At 37.0% G+C, this 16091-nt stretch carries 17 protein-coding genes; 8 read left to right on the top strand and 9 right to left on the bottom strand.

All coding sequences use genetic code 11. From position 1 onward, the window contains the following. Positions 1 to 6: 6 nt before the first annotated feature. The 5 genes from ACIP9G_RS06945 to ACIP9G_RS06925 form a co-directional block, all read right to left on the bottom strand. On the bottom strand, positions 7 to 969 hold the full coding sequence (locus tag ACIP9G_RS06945) for a carbohydrate kinase family protein (protein WP_401018492.1): 963 nt from the start codon (positions 967 to 969) through the stop codon (positions 7 to 9). 27 nt (positions 970 to 996) lie between these two features. Beyond that, positions 997 to 1875: a DMT family transporter gene (locus ACIP9G_RS06940; RefSeq protein WP_401018490.1), complete on the bottom strand. Its 879-nt coding sequence runs from the start codon at positions 1873 to 1875 to the stop codon at positions 997 to 999. Between the two features lie 114 nt (positions 1876 to 1989). Beyond that, on the bottom strand, positions 1990 to 3240 hold the full coding sequence (locus ACIP9G_RS06935) for a glutamate-5-semialdehyde dehydrogenase (protein WP_401018488.1): 1251 nt from the start codon (positions 3238 to 3240) through the stop codon (positions 1990 to 1992). A gap of 12 nt (positions 3241 to 3252) precedes the next feature. Then, complete coding sequence (gene proB, locus ACIP9G_RS06930) at positions 3253 to 4347, bottom strand: glutamate 5-kinase (protein WP_401018487.1); 1095 nt, start codon at positions 4345 to 4347, stop codon at positions 3253 to 3255. A gap of 521 nt (positions 4348 to 4868) precedes the next feature. Further along, positions 4869 to 5252 carry a sodium:proton antiporter gene (locus ACIP9G_RS06925; protein WP_340824845.1) on the bottom strand — a complete coding sequence of 128 codons (384 nt, stop codon included), beginning with the start codon at positions 5250 to 5252 and terminating at the stop codon, positions 4869 to 4871. Between the two features lie 242 nt (positions 5253 to 5494). On the opposite strand from ACIP9G_RS06925, the gene ACIP9G_RS06920 reads away from it, so the two are divergent. Then, positions 5495 to 6118, top strand: coding sequence for a LysE family translocator (locus ACIP9G_RS06920; RefSeq protein ID WP_401018484.1), 624 nt, complete (start codon positions 5495 to 5497; stop codon positions 6116 to 6118). 14 nt (positions 6119 to 6132) lie between these two features. Next, positions 6133 to 6930, top strand: coding sequence for a DUF1835 domain-containing protein (locus ACIP9G_RS06915; protein ID WP_401018482.1), 798 nt, complete (start codon positions 6133 to 6135; stop codon positions 6928 to 6930). Positions 6931 to 7001: 71 nt separating this feature from the next. On the opposite strand, the gene ACIP9G_RS06910 is transcribed toward ACIP9G_RS06915, so the two are convergent. After that, positions 7002 to 7904: a LysR family transcriptional regulator gene (locus ACIP9G_RS06910; RefSeq protein WP_340824840.1), complete on the bottom strand. Its 903-nt coding sequence runs from the start codon at positions 7902 to 7904 to the stop codon at positions 7002 to 7004. 300 nt (positions 7905 to 8204) lie between these two features. Between ACIP9G_RS06910 and ACIP9G_RS06905 the strand changes: the two genes are divergently transcribed. The 3 genes from ACIP9G_RS06905 (at position 8205) to ACIP9G_RS06895 (ending at position 11425) form a co-directional block, all read left to right on the top strand. Then, on the top strand, positions 8205 to 8957 hold the full coding sequence (locus ACIP9G_RS06905) for an alpha/beta hydrolase (protein WP_172771105.1): 753 nt from the start codon (positions 8205 to 8207) through the stop codon (positions 8955 to 8957). Between the two features lie 360 nt (positions 8958 to 9317). After that, on the top strand, positions 9318 to 10667 hold the full coding sequence (gene brnQ, locus ACIP9G_RS06900) for a branched-chain amino acid transport system II carrier protein (RefSeq protein WP_340824839.1): 1350 nt from the start codon (positions 9318 to 9320) through the stop codon (positions 10665 to 10667). A gap of 125 nt (positions 10668 to 10792) precedes the next feature. Then, positions 10793 to 11425, top strand: a complete 633-nt coding sequence (locus ACIP9G_RS06895) for a LysE family translocator (protein ID WP_340824838.1) — start codon at positions 10793 to 10795, stop codon at positions 11423 to 11425. Positions 11426 to 11478: 53 nt separating this feature from the next. Here ACIP9G_RS06895 and ACIP9G_RS06890 read toward each other — a convergent pair whose 3' ends face one another. Next, complete coding sequence (locus tag ACIP9G_RS06890; protein WP_401018479.1) at positions 11479 to 12237, bottom strand: SDR family oxidoreductase; 759 nt, start codon at positions 12235 to 12237, stop codon at positions 11479 to 11481. Positions 12238 to 12466: 229 nt separating this feature from the next. Here ACIP9G_RS06890 and ACIP9G_RS06885 point away from each other — a divergent pair, with 229 nt between their 5' ends. Continuing rightward, positions 12467 to 13045, top strand: a complete 579-nt coding sequence (locus ACIP9G_RS06885; protein WP_401018478.1) for a TetR/AcrR family transcriptional regulator — start codon at positions 12467 to 12469, stop codon at positions 13043 to 13045. Positions 13046 to 13198: 153 nt separating this feature from the next. Here ACIP9G_RS06885 and ACIP9G_RS06880 read toward each other — a convergent pair whose 3' ends face one another. Together ACIP9G_RS06880 and ACIP9G_RS06875 are read right to left on the bottom strand one after the other, a co-directional pair. Then, complete coding sequence (locus ACIP9G_RS06880) at positions 13199 to 14398, bottom strand: YhgE/Pip domain-containing protein (protein WP_401018477.1); 1200 nt, start codon at positions 14396 to 14398, stop codon at positions 13199 to 13201. 52 nt (positions 14399 to 14450) lie between these two features. Next, entirely contained in the window at positions 14451 to 15032 is a 582-nt protein-coding gene (locus ACIP9G_RS06875; protein WP_340824832.1) for a TetR/AcrR family transcriptional regulator, read from the bottom strand. A 180-nt stretch (positions 15033 to 15212) separates the two neighbouring features. Between ACIP9G_RS06875 and ACIP9G_RS06870 the strand changes: the two genes are divergently transcribed. Both ACIP9G_RS06870 and ACIP9G_RS06865 read left to right on the top strand, forming a co-directional pair. Then, positions 15213 to 15533, top strand: coding sequence for a PadR family transcriptional regulator (locus ACIP9G_RS06870; RefSeq protein WP_340824830.1), 321 nt, complete (start codon positions 15213 to 15215; stop codon positions 15531 to 15533). Between the two features lie 27 nt (positions 15534 to 15560). Then, positions 15561 to 16091, top strand: a complete 531-nt coding sequence (locus ACIP9G_RS06865; protein ID WP_401018474.1) for a DUF2812 domain-containing protein — start codon at positions 15561 to 15563, stop codon at positions 16089 to 16091.

Genomic DNA, 16091 nt, shown 5'->3' with positions numbered 1-16091 from the left:
GTTGTTTTAAAACGATAATGGCATTTCCTGAAGTGTTGAATAAGATGTGATAGCACCATGTTTTGTTGTGGATGCACCGGCATAATGATTAGCATAGGTAAGGAGGGGCGTAGCAAACGTTTCGCAAAATGCTTCTACAGTCTCTGCTGTAATGTTTTTCTGCAATAAAACACTTAAGATGGCTCCGATAAAGGCATCACCTGCACCTGTTGTATCAATTGCTTGCACAACTTCAGCAGCAGCTTTCACATGTTGTTGCCTCGTATAAAGAGTAGCGCCTTGTGCACCATGGGTCACAAAAATAACTTGGACATTCCCTTGGAATAATGATTGAACGGCATGTTGTTCATCGTCTAGATGCGTTAAAAACGATAGTTCCTCGTCAGAAAGCTTCACGATATGCGCGTGCGGAATAAAATTTAAAATCGTTTGTCGACATAGTTCAGCGTCATGCCAAAGAGGAAGTCGCACGTTTGGATCAAAGGATACGAGACTGCCTTTATGATGTGCTTGCCCAATGATAGCCTCATGTGTTTGCTTCATTGAACTGTCTACTAAGTTCACCGAGCAAAAGTGGAGAATGTCTTTCGCTGTAAGTAAATTAGCTGGTAATTGTTCTGGTCGATATAGTAAATCAGCGGCATTTCTACGGTAAAATAAAAAGTCACGGTCTCCATTGGCTGACAAAGAAACAAAGGCGAGGCTTGTTTCACCTTCAGTTGTTTGCGCAATATATTGGGTGTCCACGCCAGCTTGTTTTACTGTATTAATTAAAAAGTCACCAAATGCATCTTGCCCTACCTGTGAAAGTAAAGCAGCATGCTGTCCTAATTTTGCACAGACAGCGGCCACATTGGCAGGAGCACCTCCAGCATTTTTTGTGAATTGTGCTACTGAACAAAGCGAGTCACTTTGTTCAGTAGGGGTAAAGTCAATTAACAGCTCACCGATTGCATATAGTTTACGCATACAATTCCTCCTCTTACGATAGAAAGTTCATTCCTTTAACTTAGCTTTTTGATTAGGGATGTAAATTGTATAAAAAATCCCTCCGAAAATTAAAACAATGCCAACAGTTTGCATAATGCTAGGCATGAAATCGAGCAATAGCATATCTAATAAAATAGCAACGACTGGATCTACGAATACTAAAACAGAAACTAGTATAGTAGATAGATTGCGAATACTATCGAAAAATAAATAATAAACGAATCCAGTATGAATAAAGCCTGTACCTAAAATATAAAGCCAATTCGTTGTAGTTAATCCTTCAAATAGTGAAAAGTCCACAAAAGGTAATAGTATGACGATACCAACAGTCGTTTGTAAAAATGTTAATGCATAGGAGCTTAAATTTTTAATCGTTCTACTCGTTAACATTGTAAATGCATAAAACAAAGCAGAGAGTAGTGCCCAAACGAAGCCTGACTGCATAAATTCAGACAACGAAATAAAATTATGTAAACCGATAATAAATATACTACCGATAAAACAAGTCAATGTTGCGACAAGCGCTTGTACAGTCATTTTTTCCTTTAACAACAAGGCCCCTAAAATAAGCACAAATATAGGTGCCAAATTATAAATTGAAATGGCAATCGAGATTGACATCTCTTCAAATGCTTTAAATAAAAATACCCAGTTTAAGACGATAAAGACACCGCATAGAAGTGTACGCGCTATTTCTTTTTTGTCCCATACTTCGGTTTTATGGCCACCTGTCATTAGCCATAAGAAACAAAGAAAGAGGGTAGCACAAATACAACGGATAAAGACTAGCTCAATAGCTGGTACGCCAGTATGGATGGTGAAAAAGCCGATGGAGCCGAAAATGGCCATCGATACAGTAAGTTTTATTACTGCAGAAATATTCATTTCAAACCTTCTTTCTAGTAGATATACAATAGCTACTGTTTTTTTAGTGTTATTATGTTAGTAAAGAAACCGACAGTGTAGTTTACTGTCGGCTCTTTATATTGGAAATAATCGTTACTCGCGGATTTGCCCATTCCCATGGATAAAATACTTTGTTGATGTTAATGCAGGTAAGCCCATTGGTCCACGTGCGTGTAATTTTTGTGTACTAATACCAATTTCGGCGCCATAGCCGAATTCAAAGCCATCTGTAAAGCGAGTAGAGGCATTATGGTAAACGGCTGCCGCATCTACATTATTTAAAAATGTATCTGCTACAAGTGGATCTTCCGTAATAATGGCTTCTGAGTGGTTTGTACCGTATTGATTAATGTGCTCGATGGCCTCAAATACGTTTTCGACAACTTTGACGCTTATTTTTAAATCTAAATATTCCGTAGCAAAATCTTCCTCTGTAGCGAGCTGTGCGAAATCTACCGCTTGGCAAACTGTTGCATCACCGATAATTGTTACGTCTGCTTCGTGCAAAGCGTTTAGCAGCTTTGTTCCGTATTCATTAAACCAATCCGGATGAATAAGTAAGCTTTCAGCAGCGTTACAAACAGAAGGACGTTGTGTTTTAGCATTTCGACAAATTCTTTCTGCTTTTATGTAATCAGCAGTTTGGTCAACATAAATATGACAATTGCCTGCTCCAGTTTCAAGCACTGGCACTGAAGCTTCACGAACAACTAAATCGATAAGTGCCTTACCACCACGAGGAATTAATACATCCAGGTATTCTTTTAAATGGAATAATTCCTTTGCTGTTTCACGACTTGTATCTTCGATTAGTTGAACTGCATCAACAGGGATAGCCGTTTTTTCAAGTGCTCGGTGAATACTCGCAACAAGCGCTATATTTGAAAATTTAGCTGAAGAGCTTCCTCGTAAAATAACGGCATTGCCTGTTTTCAACGATAATGTTGCAGCATCAACGGTCACATTTGGTCGTGCTTCATAAATCATGCCAATCACACCGATCGGTACCATACGCTTTTCAATATGCAAGCCGTTTTCTTTGTCAATGTGCTCAAGTATTGTGCCAACAGGGTCGTTTAACGTTACAAGTAAATGAATGGCATCTGCCATTGCTGTAATTCGGTCCTTGTTTAACATAATGCGATCAAGTGTTGAAGCGGGCATACCTTTTTCTTTGCCACTTGCTAAGTCCTTTAAGTTTTCTGCAATTAGCAAATCTTGATCGATGATTAATTGCTCAGCAATTTTAGTTAACGCATCATTTTTCTCGCAAGTTGTTTTAATATTTAATACATAGCTTGCTGCCTTTGCGCGTTGTCCTTTTTGATATACTTCACTCGTCATCTTTATGCCTCCCTAATTCGTTTGTATTTTTAACCATTTGTCTCGATGAATGACTTCTATTGGATAGTTTGTTAATTCATCGGTCCGTTTTCCCATCGCATGTGCTAGCTCAAGTGATGAGTATAAAACTTCGCCACGTCCAATAAGCCTATTTTCACTATAAACCTCTACAACGTCACCTTGTTCAAAGTCTCCTTCAACACGGTAGACACCAGCTGGTAGTAAGCTTTTACCATTTTCTAATAAGGCAATTTCCGCACCGTTATCTACAAAGATTTTACCAGAAATTTCCGTAAGTGCAATCCACTGTTTATTATTTGTTAATATAGCGAGCGCTTCATGCTCTACATATGTCCCATCTCCATGTCCATCCATAATATCGACGAGCTTATGCGCACCGTAGCCCGTGCCGATAAACACTTTAACACCAGCATTTAAAGCTGCCCGCGCTGCCAATAGTTTAGACTCCATACCACCTGTTCCGACTTTTGAGCCTGCACCATCAGCGAAGCCAAGCATTTCATCTGTTACTTCTGTTAACCGATCAATGCGCTTCGCTTGGGGATTTTTATTAGGATTTGCATCGTATAAGCCGTTGATGTCTGTAAGGATAATGAGCTGGTCTGCATGAACAAGTCCACTTACAAGTGCGGATAGCATATCATTATCGCCAAAAGTTAACTCACTGACAGATACAGTATCGTTTTCATTAATAATTGGGAGCATAGCCCGCTCTAACAATTCCTCAAATGTTGCATAGGCATTTTTATAGCGTTCTTTTTTCGAAAAATCAGTACGTGTAAGTAAGATCTGAGCAGGCATAATATCATAAATACTAAAAAGGGCATGATATGTTTGGATAAGCAAACTTTGGCCGACTGCAGCAGCCGCTTGTTTTCCTTTAACTGTCACTGGACGAGAAGGGTAGCCTAATTGTTTAAAGCCTGCTGCTACAGCACCTGAAGATACAAGTAAAACTTCATGGCCACATTTTTTTAATTCTGCAATAGCTTGCACATGATCCATTAAGCGTACTTTGTCAATTTCACCTTTTGCATTCGTTAAGGAGCTACTGCCAATTTTTACAACGATTCTTTTTCTTTCCATCACATTTCCTCCAGTTCATCAATCATGGTCGCCACTTGTCTTACTACATGAAAATGTTTGTTAAATAACAATAAAAAAACCTTTTCATCCTAAAAATTAGGACGAAAAGGTTTGCTTTCCGTGGTACCACCTACATTGAATATCTTGAGATATTCCACTTTCCTCATAACGCTTGAGACTGCGCCTAGTTTGGCTAGGACGTTTCACGAAGTAGGTTCAGTAGTCTTTTTTGTACAATGCCTTGCAGCCGGTGGGCATCGCTCTCTAAGCAATTAGTTTCTACGTACTAGTCTTCGTTCGCTTTGTTGGTATTGATTATTGTAGAGAGGTCCGTACCATATATTATGACCACAGGCTCTCGTTCGTACTAGTAATTGAATAAAGAATGCACTACTTCTGTGTGTCTGTCAAGCTGAATAGAAAAATTCTGTGAAAATGAGGACAAAATGCTGAATTTGCGAACATTCTACTAAAAAGGGGATGTCCTAAAACATACTTAAAGTGACAAATAGATAAACAAATTATTTAAACCACCAAATGGCGACAAATAAAGGTAACATCGCCAAAATCATCACAAAAAAACTCCACAATATTTGTTTTCCTGTTGTCATATTTTTTGGCTTAATGCTCATTTTTTCATAGAGTTGGTTGATGGCGCGTTGCTCTTTTGCGTAGAGCATTGATTGAAATTCATCATAATCTTGTATATAACTTGACGGGGTTCTGGGGCTGAAACGTAAATTTCGGATATCGTCCGTTATATCTTTCTCGCCAATCCGATAAGTAATAACTGGTGCCAAGCCAGAGGATTGCGTTGCTTGAACGTCGATATCATGAGTTTTCATTTTATAAAATACATTCCCTTGCTCGTCCTCCAATTCTTGAACAATATCGCTTACTGCCATCGACGAATCACCTCTTTCTTCATACAATATGGACCAAAAATATAGTATTAATTTTCATTATAATGTATGGGCGAGGAAAAATGTTATGTGAACGAGCATTAATTGAAACAATAAATTTTTTGTAAAAATTCTATATATAGTCATAAACTCACAACTAAAGTAGCGAGTGTCGTGTAGTATAATGAAAATACAACCATTCTAATTATGGTTTTTTCTAAAGTTAGTGGAAAGAAGGAGAATAATTGGAATTTTCAACGTTACTAACGTTTTTAGGTGCAGCAATCATATTAACAGTAATGCCAGGGCCGGACAATTTATTTGTCCTTGCGCAAAGCATTACACAAGATAAAAAGGCAGGCATTGCGACTTCATTAGGTCTATGTACAGGTTTGCTTGTTCATATCGGAGCTGCAGTTTTAGGAATTTCAGCTATTATTTATCAATCAACGGTTATCTTTTCCATTGTCAAATTTGCAGGTGCCGCCTATTTATTATATTTAGCATGGCAATCATTGCGAGCAAAAGATGATCCATTTACATTGAAGCAACAAAATATTCAAGCTTTTGGTTTGCTGTATCGCAAAGGAATCTTGATGAATGTGATAAATCCAAAGGTTTCTTTATTTTTCTTAGCACTATTGCCACAGTTTGTAAATCCAATACACGGCTATGTGGCGTTACAAATGCTTATTTTGGGTATGGTATTTTTAGTGCAGGCACTGATTTTATTCTCGTTATTTAGTATTTTTGCAGGGAAAGATAAAAAAGTCATTATAGGGAAGCCAGCAATTGCTAAACGCTCGAATATGGTACAAGGCATTCTATTTACCTTTATCGGTATACAAATCGCACTAAGTAAACAATAAAAGGAGGAGGCTATATGGCAATTTTACATATTACCTTTAGCTTGTCTACACACGGTTCTATTAAACACGCGATACGACAACACCATTTACAGCGAGAAGAGTCGGTGATTTGTGTCAATGATGTTTTCTCAATCGGACCACTTGCAAGCTTGGAAGATCGAAAAAATTGGTTAGAATCTAATGTTTTTAAGGATATAGAAGAAAAAGAATTATACGAGGACATCCATAAGAAGTGGACGAAATCAATTGCCAGCATCCCTTGTGATTTGGATGTTTGGATTTGGTATAGCCAAAATTCACATGAAGAAATTGGTTTGCGTTATGTAATGAGCGAGTTTGTAACTAAATGCAGCATGGTATTTGGAATAGATACAACCGCAGCTTTAAACCGAATCCATCCAGATATGTCTATTCGCCATACTGGAGAACTATCATCGGACTTGCTTATGAAACTTCGATCGGATGCTAAACGGTTTACACTCGAGGAGTGTCGGCGACTTGCTAAAGAATGGGAAGAGCTAAAGCAAAATCCAAGTACATTGCGAGTTTGGCAAAATGGTATTGTTCATGCAGAGGAGGACAGTTACGATGCAACTATTATTGAATGTGCAAAAGATTTACAAGCTAACAATGAGGAGCTATGGCTTTCACCAGTGAGTGTCATTGGGCAAACTTTCAATAAAATCGAGGACTACATGAGCGAAGCCTTTTTAGAATATCGAATTTTCACCATGGCTAGGCAAGGGCTATTTGAAATTAGCGGTGACACGACGGATATGTTTTCTTATCAAATAAAATATTTAGGGAAATAATTAGTTTCCTACAATAACTTTTAAATCATAAAATTAAAAGCGGAAGAATGCTATAAAGCATCCTTCCGCTTTTAGTCGTTGTTCCTTGAAGGTCCCATTTTCTCATAATAATCAAAGACAAATTTCTGAAATTGTCGTGCGGAAGGGGAAAGGTAACGATTTTCAATCCAAGCCATTCCGATAATACGTTCACAGACCATATCTTCAACATGAATTTTTACGACTTTTTTTGGATTAAGATCTTCATCATCAGGTAGTAGTGATACGCCAAGGCCGGCGCCTACAAATCCCGCAACGGTCGAGACCTCATCTCCCTCATAGGTAATTTTAGGTTTAATGCCCGCTGCGTTTAATAATCGATCTGCAGTACGGCGCAATGCATAGCCTTTTTTCATAAGCACAAAGTTTTCATGCTCCAGTTCCTTCATTGTAATGCTTTTACGATTGGCAAGGTGGTGATCAATTGGCACCATAATGTAAAGCTCATCTCGCCACAGTTCCTTCCAGCATACAGGTGGTTCTGTGTTAATAGCTGCAAGTAGGCAAAGATCAAGCTCACCTGCAAGTAATTGCTTTAATTGTGAGTGTGAATAGTTTTGTGTGAAATGAAAGCGGATTTGCGGGTGTTGCTGACGAAAGGCGCGGATCAAATCAGGTACAATACTTGTTCCAAGTGTATGTAAAAAGCCCAGTGACACATCTCCAAGCTCAGGATTATTAAGCTCTTGTAATTCTAAAACTGCCTTTTCATATTCTTTGCGCATACGCTGCACTCGATATAAAAACTGTTCTCCATAACGATTTAGCATGATGGAACGTCCTTGGCGGTCAAATAAAGGAACACCTAATTCCTCCTCAAGCTTAGAGATTGAGCGACTAAGTGCAGGCTGTGAAATCGCTAATACATCCGCAGCACGTGTCATATGTTCAAGCTTTGCTACTGTTGCAAAATACTCCAATTGTTGCCATTCCATTTTTTTCACCTCCAATAATAGTATTACTATTAGTTACCTGCATTATAACGGTAAAAGTATAGGAAGTATAGGCAACGTGGAAAAATTTTATATAGTATAACAATGGAATTTTAATAAAGTAATTTTTATTATTTTTAACCATCCCTAAATGGTGATTATACAAGGCTTCGACCTTACATCATTCATGCATGAAAGGTATCGAAACGATAAAAACTATAAATTGTACATTATGAATAAAGGGTGTTAAGATAGACACATAAAATACACAAATACAAATTTCCGTGAAGGGGATATTATAAAATGAAGTTATCAAAGCCGCAACCTCTAACAATTGAGGGAGGCAAAAAAGCCGTACTATTACTGCATGGATTTACAGGTAGCACAAAAGATGTGAAAAAGCTAGGGGAATTTTTATCAACACGTGGTTATACTGTTCATGCACCTATCTATAGTGGTCATGGGGTAGAACCAGAAGCCCTACTTGAAACAAAGCCTGAAGACTGGTGGAATGATGTAGTAGAAGGCTACAACTTCCTAAAAAATAAAGGCCATGAAGAAATCGCAGTAGTAGGAATTTCACTTGGCGGTGTCTTTTCGTTAAAAGTAGCAGAGCAATTTCCTGTTAAAGGAGTTGTTGCCATGTGTGCGCCGATAACACGCGATAGCTCAAAAGGATTATTTACGCGTTTATATAACTACGCAAGACTATATAAACACTTTGAAAACAAATCAAAAGACCAAATTATCTCTGAATTACATGAATTGCGAATTACACCAAAAGATTCTTTAGATGGCGTTACACGCTTAACTGAAGAAACGCGTGAAGATTTACCAGCTATTAAAGCGCCAACTTTAGTACTGCAAGGATTATTAGACGATGAGCTATATCAACAAAGCGCTCCGTTTATTTTAGATACAGTTAAAACAGATGATAAAGAAATTATTTGGTATGAAAATTCAGGTCATATTATCACATTAGATAAAGAACGTGAGAAAGTTTATGAAGACGTGTACAATTTTTTAAACCATATTGAATGGTCTGTGGCAAACTAAGAGCTGTCTTCTGACAGCTCTTTTCATTTTTTACTTTTCCTTATTAGCTAGTAACTGTACAATTAGCAATCAACTACGCAAAAACTATTGTTTTTATAATAAATGCCTGTTACCATAGTGAAATTGTAGTGAAAATTCATTCGATTTAACTTGTTTTAGCAACCCCTCTACTTCTATAAGTGGGACGAACCAAATAGCCACTGAATTAAGTGTAAGCTTAAACTTGTCTGAATCAGGTTAAAGCCCCGGCGGCTATCACAGATTTTTACAAGTGCTTTTCGAGCAAGCTCGAAAAAATCTGGACGTAACTACGTCAAGGTAATTTGCTATAGTTAAACACATCTAAGGAGTACATCAATTATGCAAAAGAAAATACCTTTTTCTACTTATGCAGTCATAGGAACAATGTTATTTGGACTGTATTTTGGAGCGGGGAATCTTATTTTTCCAATTCAACTTGGACAACTTGCAGGAACAAACTTTTGGTTTGCACTGATCGGTTTTTTAGTTACCGCGATCGGTTTACCATTTTTGGGCATTTTAGCGATTGGTTTATCGGGCAGTAATGGTCTGCGTGATTTAGCGAGCCGTATTCATCCTTTATTTGGCGTTATTTTTTCACTAGCGCTATACTTAACAATCGGTCCCTTTTTTGCAATTCCTCGAACTGCTACAGTACCATTTGTCGTTGGTTTTGAACCGTATATCAATGCGGAATATACAACAATTTTACTAGCTCTGTTTAGCTTTATATTTTTTGCAATAGTTTATTATTTCTCGTTAAATCCGGCGAAGATTATGGACTATATAGGTAAGGTGTTAACACCAGCTTTTTTAGTTGTATTATTTATTTTAATTATTATTAGTATTGTGAAGCCAATGGGTCATTTCCAACAGCCAATCGGTGATTATATCCAGTCATCCTTTATGACAGGCTTTAAAGAAGGCTACAATACGATGGATGCACTAGCGTCACTAGCATTTGGTATCGTCGTTATCAATGCTATTAAAAGTGCAGGTATTACAGATAGAAAAGAAATTGCCAAAGCAACATGGACATCAGGTATCTTTGCGATGGCATTGATGACACTAATTTACGGGCTCATTACGTATATGGGCGCATCGAGTATAGAGGCTGTCGGAACATTTGAAAATGGTGGATTGATTTTCGCAGCAGTAGCTGACCATTATTTTGGCTCATTTGGTGCGATTTTATTGGCTGTAATTATTGTGCTAGCTTGTTTAAAAACAAGTATTGGCTTAATTACTTCTTGTAGTGAATTTTTCCATGAAGTTTTTCCAAAAATAAGCTATAAATGGTTTGTTTTCATTTTGTGTGTTGTGTCATTTTCAATTGCCAACTTTGGTTTAAATAATATTATTCAATTTGCGATTCCAGTGTTGATGTTCTTATATCCACTTGCGATTGTCCTTATTTTACTTGCTTTAAGCTCTTCGCTATTTAACAATAAGCAAACAGTTTATGCATCTGCAATGTTCTTAACATTTTTCGTTAGCCTAATCGATGGCTACAATGCACTCGTTAATAGTATTCCAGGTGCAAAATTAAGCCTGTTGGATTCAGTAGCTGAGTTGTATTCAAATGTTTTACCTTTGTATAATATCGGTTTAGGCTGGATTTTACCGGCTGTAATTGGTGTCATTATTGGATTAGCAATGCCATCAAGAAAAGTATCAACAATTAACTAACATATGAGAAAGCACACACATAATAAATGATGGATGTGTGCTTTTATTTGTAAAAATATTATATGCAGAAAATTTATTCAATTTAATTTATAATGATACTTAGTATTGTTATAAGGAGTGAGCATATGCATGAGATTTGGATGTTTACAGCAGTGGCATTGATGATTGTGATGGTGCCAGGAGTGGATTCGCTTCTAGTGTTAAAAAATACAATCATCCATGGAAAGAAAGCAGGTTTTTTTACAATGTTGGGGATTATTCTTGCTCTTGTAGTTTGGACAACCCTTGCTGTACTTGGCCTAGCTACGATTATCTCAAAATCAATGGTCGTATTTTTAGCGATAAAATATGCAGGTGCCGCGTATTTAATATATTTAGGCATTCAATCTTGGCGTGCAAGGGCACAAAATATGATATTACAAGAAGAGCGACCTTTACAGGAAGATCCAGAAAAAAATGTATCGCTTAGCTGTATGACCCAAGGCATTACGACTGATCTATTAAACCCAAAAACATTGCTATTATATGTAACGTTAATGCCTCAATTTATTCAGCCAAATTTTAATATAAACTCTCAATTAATCGTGTTAGCAGGCATTTTAATCGCGTTATCAATTGTTTGGTTGGGCATTGTGATACTCGTTATGAATGTCATTCGAAAATGGTTTATGAAACAGACGGTGCAGGCAATATTTAATAAAATTACGGGTGTTATGTTAGTAGGAATAGGCATACGTATTGCAACTGAAAAAGTATAGAGCGAGAAAAATGCACGCAAAGGTATATTCCTTTGCGTGCATTTTAAATAGGCTTAGTAAGCAGTCCATCCACCATCAACGGCAATGATTTGTCCATTCACAAAGCTTGCTTCATCTGAGCCTAAGAAAATAGCAAGTTGTGCAATTTCTTCGGGTTGTCCAGCACGTGGATTGATTGCTAATCCTAGTGACTGACGAGCCGCACCAACTTCGCTCATATTAGTCATTGATGCAGCGATATTTGTCATAACAGCACCTGGTGCAATACCATTACAACGAATGTTTTGGTTTGCATACATAAATGCTGTATTTTTTGTTAAACCAACTACGGCATGTTTGGATGCAGTATAGGCAGCACCAGCACGAGCACCGTATAATCCGCCAGCAGAAATATTATTAACGAAAACACCATGTCCTTGCTCAAGGAAAATCTTTGTTGCCATGCGCATTGAACGCATAACAGCAGTTGTGTTTACGGCAAATACTTTATCCCAACGCTCGTCAGAAATCTCACCGACAGGCTCCATTCCATCCATAATGCCCGCATTGTTAACTAAAATATCTAATTTACCATATGCATTTTTTGTTTCATCGAATAAGCGTTGCATGTCCTCAGTCGAAGCAACATTTGTTTGTATAGCAATAGCTGTGCCGCCATTTGCTTGAATACCATCAGCAACAGTCTGTGCACCGTCTAAATTTAAATCTGATACAACAACTTGAGCACCTTCTTTTGCATAACCTTCTGCAATTGCTTTTCCCATACCTGAAGCTGCACCTGTAACGATTGCTACTTTACCTTCTAATCTCATGTCAAAAGACCTCCTATTAGATCGAATTTTCCTTAGGACAAAGTTACTTTGTCCTAAAGCTTAACCAGAAATAAATAGACACTCGCATCTACTACTTCTGATTATGTATTGAACATGTGTTCATTAAAATATTATAATACTCATGTAAGCGATTTCAATATGCAGAATTCGTAGAACTGTTCAGTAATCAACACATTTAAATTATTTGTTTAATATGGGGGTGAAAATTTTGACCGTTAACGATTTGCGGGTAGTAAAAACAAAGCAAGCGTTACATAATGCATTGCTTACTTTGTTAAGCGACAAACCGTTAGAAAATATCTCGATTGCGGAAATATGCCGTGTAGCAAAAGTGAATAGGGGCACATTTTATTTACATTATGAACAAAAAGAGAAGCTGTTTGAGGAATACTTTCAAGAAATTGTGGAGGATTTATATAATTCCTATGAGGAACCATACCGTGCTGCATCGACCATTATTAAAAATGAGCTGGATCCAAATACAATTCGAATTTTTCATCATATAGAACGGTTTAAACGATTTTATCGAATCGTCTTTTCAAAAAATGTACCGCTAACCTATTATTATATGTTATTTAATGAAATTCAATCACTTTTAAAAAGAGACTTAGCACAAAATAAAATAGGCAAAATAACAACTGACTTTTATAGTGCCTATCAAGCAAATGCAATTATCGGCATGATTATTGAGTGGTATCGGCATGATTTTGCCGAAAGTGCTAGTGAACTAAATCAGCAGTTTGCGGCAATTTTACGTTTTGAAGAAAGTTACGACAATCGCCGGTAATCCACGGTAAAACGCCGGTAAATCCAGGGGAATCGCCGGTAATCACGGAGAAATCGCCGATAAACTCATGCCAATCGCCGGTAAAACATAGTAAAAAGAGTTAGATTGATAGCAGTCAATCTAACTCTTTTTTTCTTATAGCTTAGCCTTTTTTTATTGCGGTGTAGTTGCGCTTAATTTTTGTTCCATTTTAGGTCTTTTTAGGGCAACCGCAACAGTAGCAACAACGAGTGTGACAGCAATGATAATAGCTAACGAACTACTATTATGAATTAGACTTTCAGAGCTACCTCCAAATATTATTGTATAATAGCCATCAGCCCCGTAAGTTGCTGGCAAAAGGGAAGCGACGCGATGATAAAAGTCTGAAAGCATTGCATTCGGAACGAGTACGCCAGAAGTGACAAGCTGTAAGGAAAGTGCGCAAATATTAAAGACCATGCCGAGATTACCAAATACAATGACAAAGACCTGTGCTAAACATAGAAAAGCCCAAAACATGAAAGCTTGGAATAGATATATAGTGAAAAAGCTTTCGTTACTTGAAATTGTAAATAAATGCATCAATCCTATTGTTAGTAATGGAAGAATAAAAGCAACGGCAATATTTACAAGCTGTCTAGCAATAAATAAAGACCATTTCGAAACAGTATGCTGTACGATTTCAGCTGCCTGCTGATGTTGCATAATCATCACCATTGCACCGACAAATGATGAAATAATAACCATTAACGGTACGAAATTTGCCGCAAAGCCTTTGACGTCATTCGTTTTAATAATAGTAGATTCAACTGTTCGGTCTTTTACACCCATAATGGTTGAAGCAACAGTATCTTGAACTTGAAGTGCTGTATTTTGTTCTAAAGGAAGCTGTGCAAACTGTTGTGAAAATGCCTTTATCATCTCTCCTTGCTGCACTGGGTACAGGCTATGATTGACTTCTTCTGTAGCTTGCTTTGCTACGCTCTCCATCATTGTTTTGGCAAGGCTTGCGTTCGCTTGATTTATGGAATAAATAATTTTAGCTTCTTCTCCAGCCTGTAACTGGGCAGAAAAATCAGCAGGTATGTGAATAATCATATTTATATGTCGCTGATCCAAATCTTTTTCTGCCTTTTTAATCGAGGTGAACTCTTTCGTAGCAAAAGGCAATGATTCTTTCAATCCGCTAATGACTTCTTGACCAACAGCTGAATCTTCACTAATCAAGCCAATCGTTAAGTTATTTGCTCTATCACTTATGCCGTCGTATGCGGTCATCCAGATAGAAAAAAATATTAATTGAAATGCAATCGTAGCGGCAATACCAATATAAGTTTCGCGAATTTTAAATAAAGCTTGTAATCCTTTCATTATAAACCTCCTATAAGTAAGTACTTACTTGCACCTCTGAGAAAAATTTTTTCTAGGAAATTAATCCCCTAGAAAAAATTGCAACACTTGTGTTAATCAGTTCTTCAGTTGGAAGGGTAGAAACGGTCGTACCTAATCGAGCGCGTGAAATAAAGTGACCGAAATTAAGGGCAATAAGAGAAAGTGCAGCGGCTTCATAGTTGACCTCACGGATTTTCCCTTTATGGTGCATCTCCTCAAAATATTGAATTAACTCATTTTTGAAGATGAGGGGAACATTAGCTATTTCATTACTGATTTCTGGAAATTGCATAGATTCCTTAAAGCCAATCATCACAAGGTCCTTTATAGACATCATATATTCAAAATATTTCATTGAAAAATGGTTTAAATCTGTTTCTAAATCCCATGTAACCTCTTCATGCATCATTTTTTGCAAAATAGGGTTGTAAGAAAATCTGTCCACAATGGTCTTCAAAATCCCTTGTTTATTGCCAAAGTGGCGAAAAATCGTTACTTCATTGACCTGTGCTAAGTCGGCAATTGCCTTCGTTGTCGCTGCGGTGTAGCCCTTTTCACTTATTAGCTGTATGGCTGCTTCAATAATTCGTTCTGCTGTTTCTTTCGTTGTCAATAAAATACAACCTCCAATGCAAGTGATTACTTACATATTAACATGAGTGATTTGTATTAGCAATAGCTCAAAAAGAATCATTCGCCAGTTTTGGCATTGACAACTATATCGGGCGCTGATATATTTTACTTATATCGTCAGTCGATATATTGTTTGGCGATATAGAGGGAGGTATTTTTTATGACACAAACACAGGAATATCCGCCTTTAACAGAAGGTGTTTATTATATTTTATTAGCATTATTCGAAGCTCGTCATGGCTATGGCATTATGCAATTAGTCGAGGAAATGAGTAAAGGTCGTGTTCGTCTTGGCGCAGGTACGATATATGGCGCTATTAAAACATTGTTGGAACGACAATGGATAGAAGCATTAGATGGTGATGGTCGTAAGAAGGAATATATAATTACGGAAAGTGGGAAAAATGTAATAGAATATGAAATTTTACGATTAAGGGAACTTTTTGACAATGGTATCCGTATAACAAATGGGAAAGCCTAAAACGCATTTTTTATAAGAGGTGTTGATATGAAAAAAATTAAATTTCGCTTTTTTCTGGACTATGAAAAAGAAGAGAAATGGGTCAATAAAATGGCCGAACAAGGATGGCATTTACGAAGAAATATAATCAGCTTCTTTGTATTTGAACAAGGCGAGCCTGGAAAATATATTTATCGTAATGAATTGGTAGTAGGTGAAAAGAAAGATTATTGCGAATTTTTAGAGTCGTTAAATATTGAATGTGTTTCTAAATTCGGTGTTTGGGCATATTATCGTAAAGAAGCAGCTGATGGAGCATTTGAATTATACTCAGATGCACCTTCTAAAATAAAATATTTAAAATCAATTAGTAGGCTGTTTATTCCAATTGCCATTCTAAGTGTTTTAATAGGATTTTTCAATATATTCACGGGGCTTACAGCATCTCCAACAACGTTTATATCTATTAATCTTGGTTTTTTAAATGTATTTTTAGGGATTTTAATGTATGTACCAATTAGAAAAATTCAAAGACGCAAAAAGCATCTAGAACATGATTTACATATATTTGAGGGGTAA

The organism is Lysinibacillus sp. NPDC093197, from assembly GCF_044754025.1.
Taxonomy (GTDB): domain Bacteria; phylum Bacillota; class Bacilli; order Bacillales_A; family Planococcaceae; genus Lysinibacillus.
The sequence above is the reverse complement of the archived record's forward strand: the minus strand, read 5'-3'. Positions and strand labels throughout refer to the sequence as shown.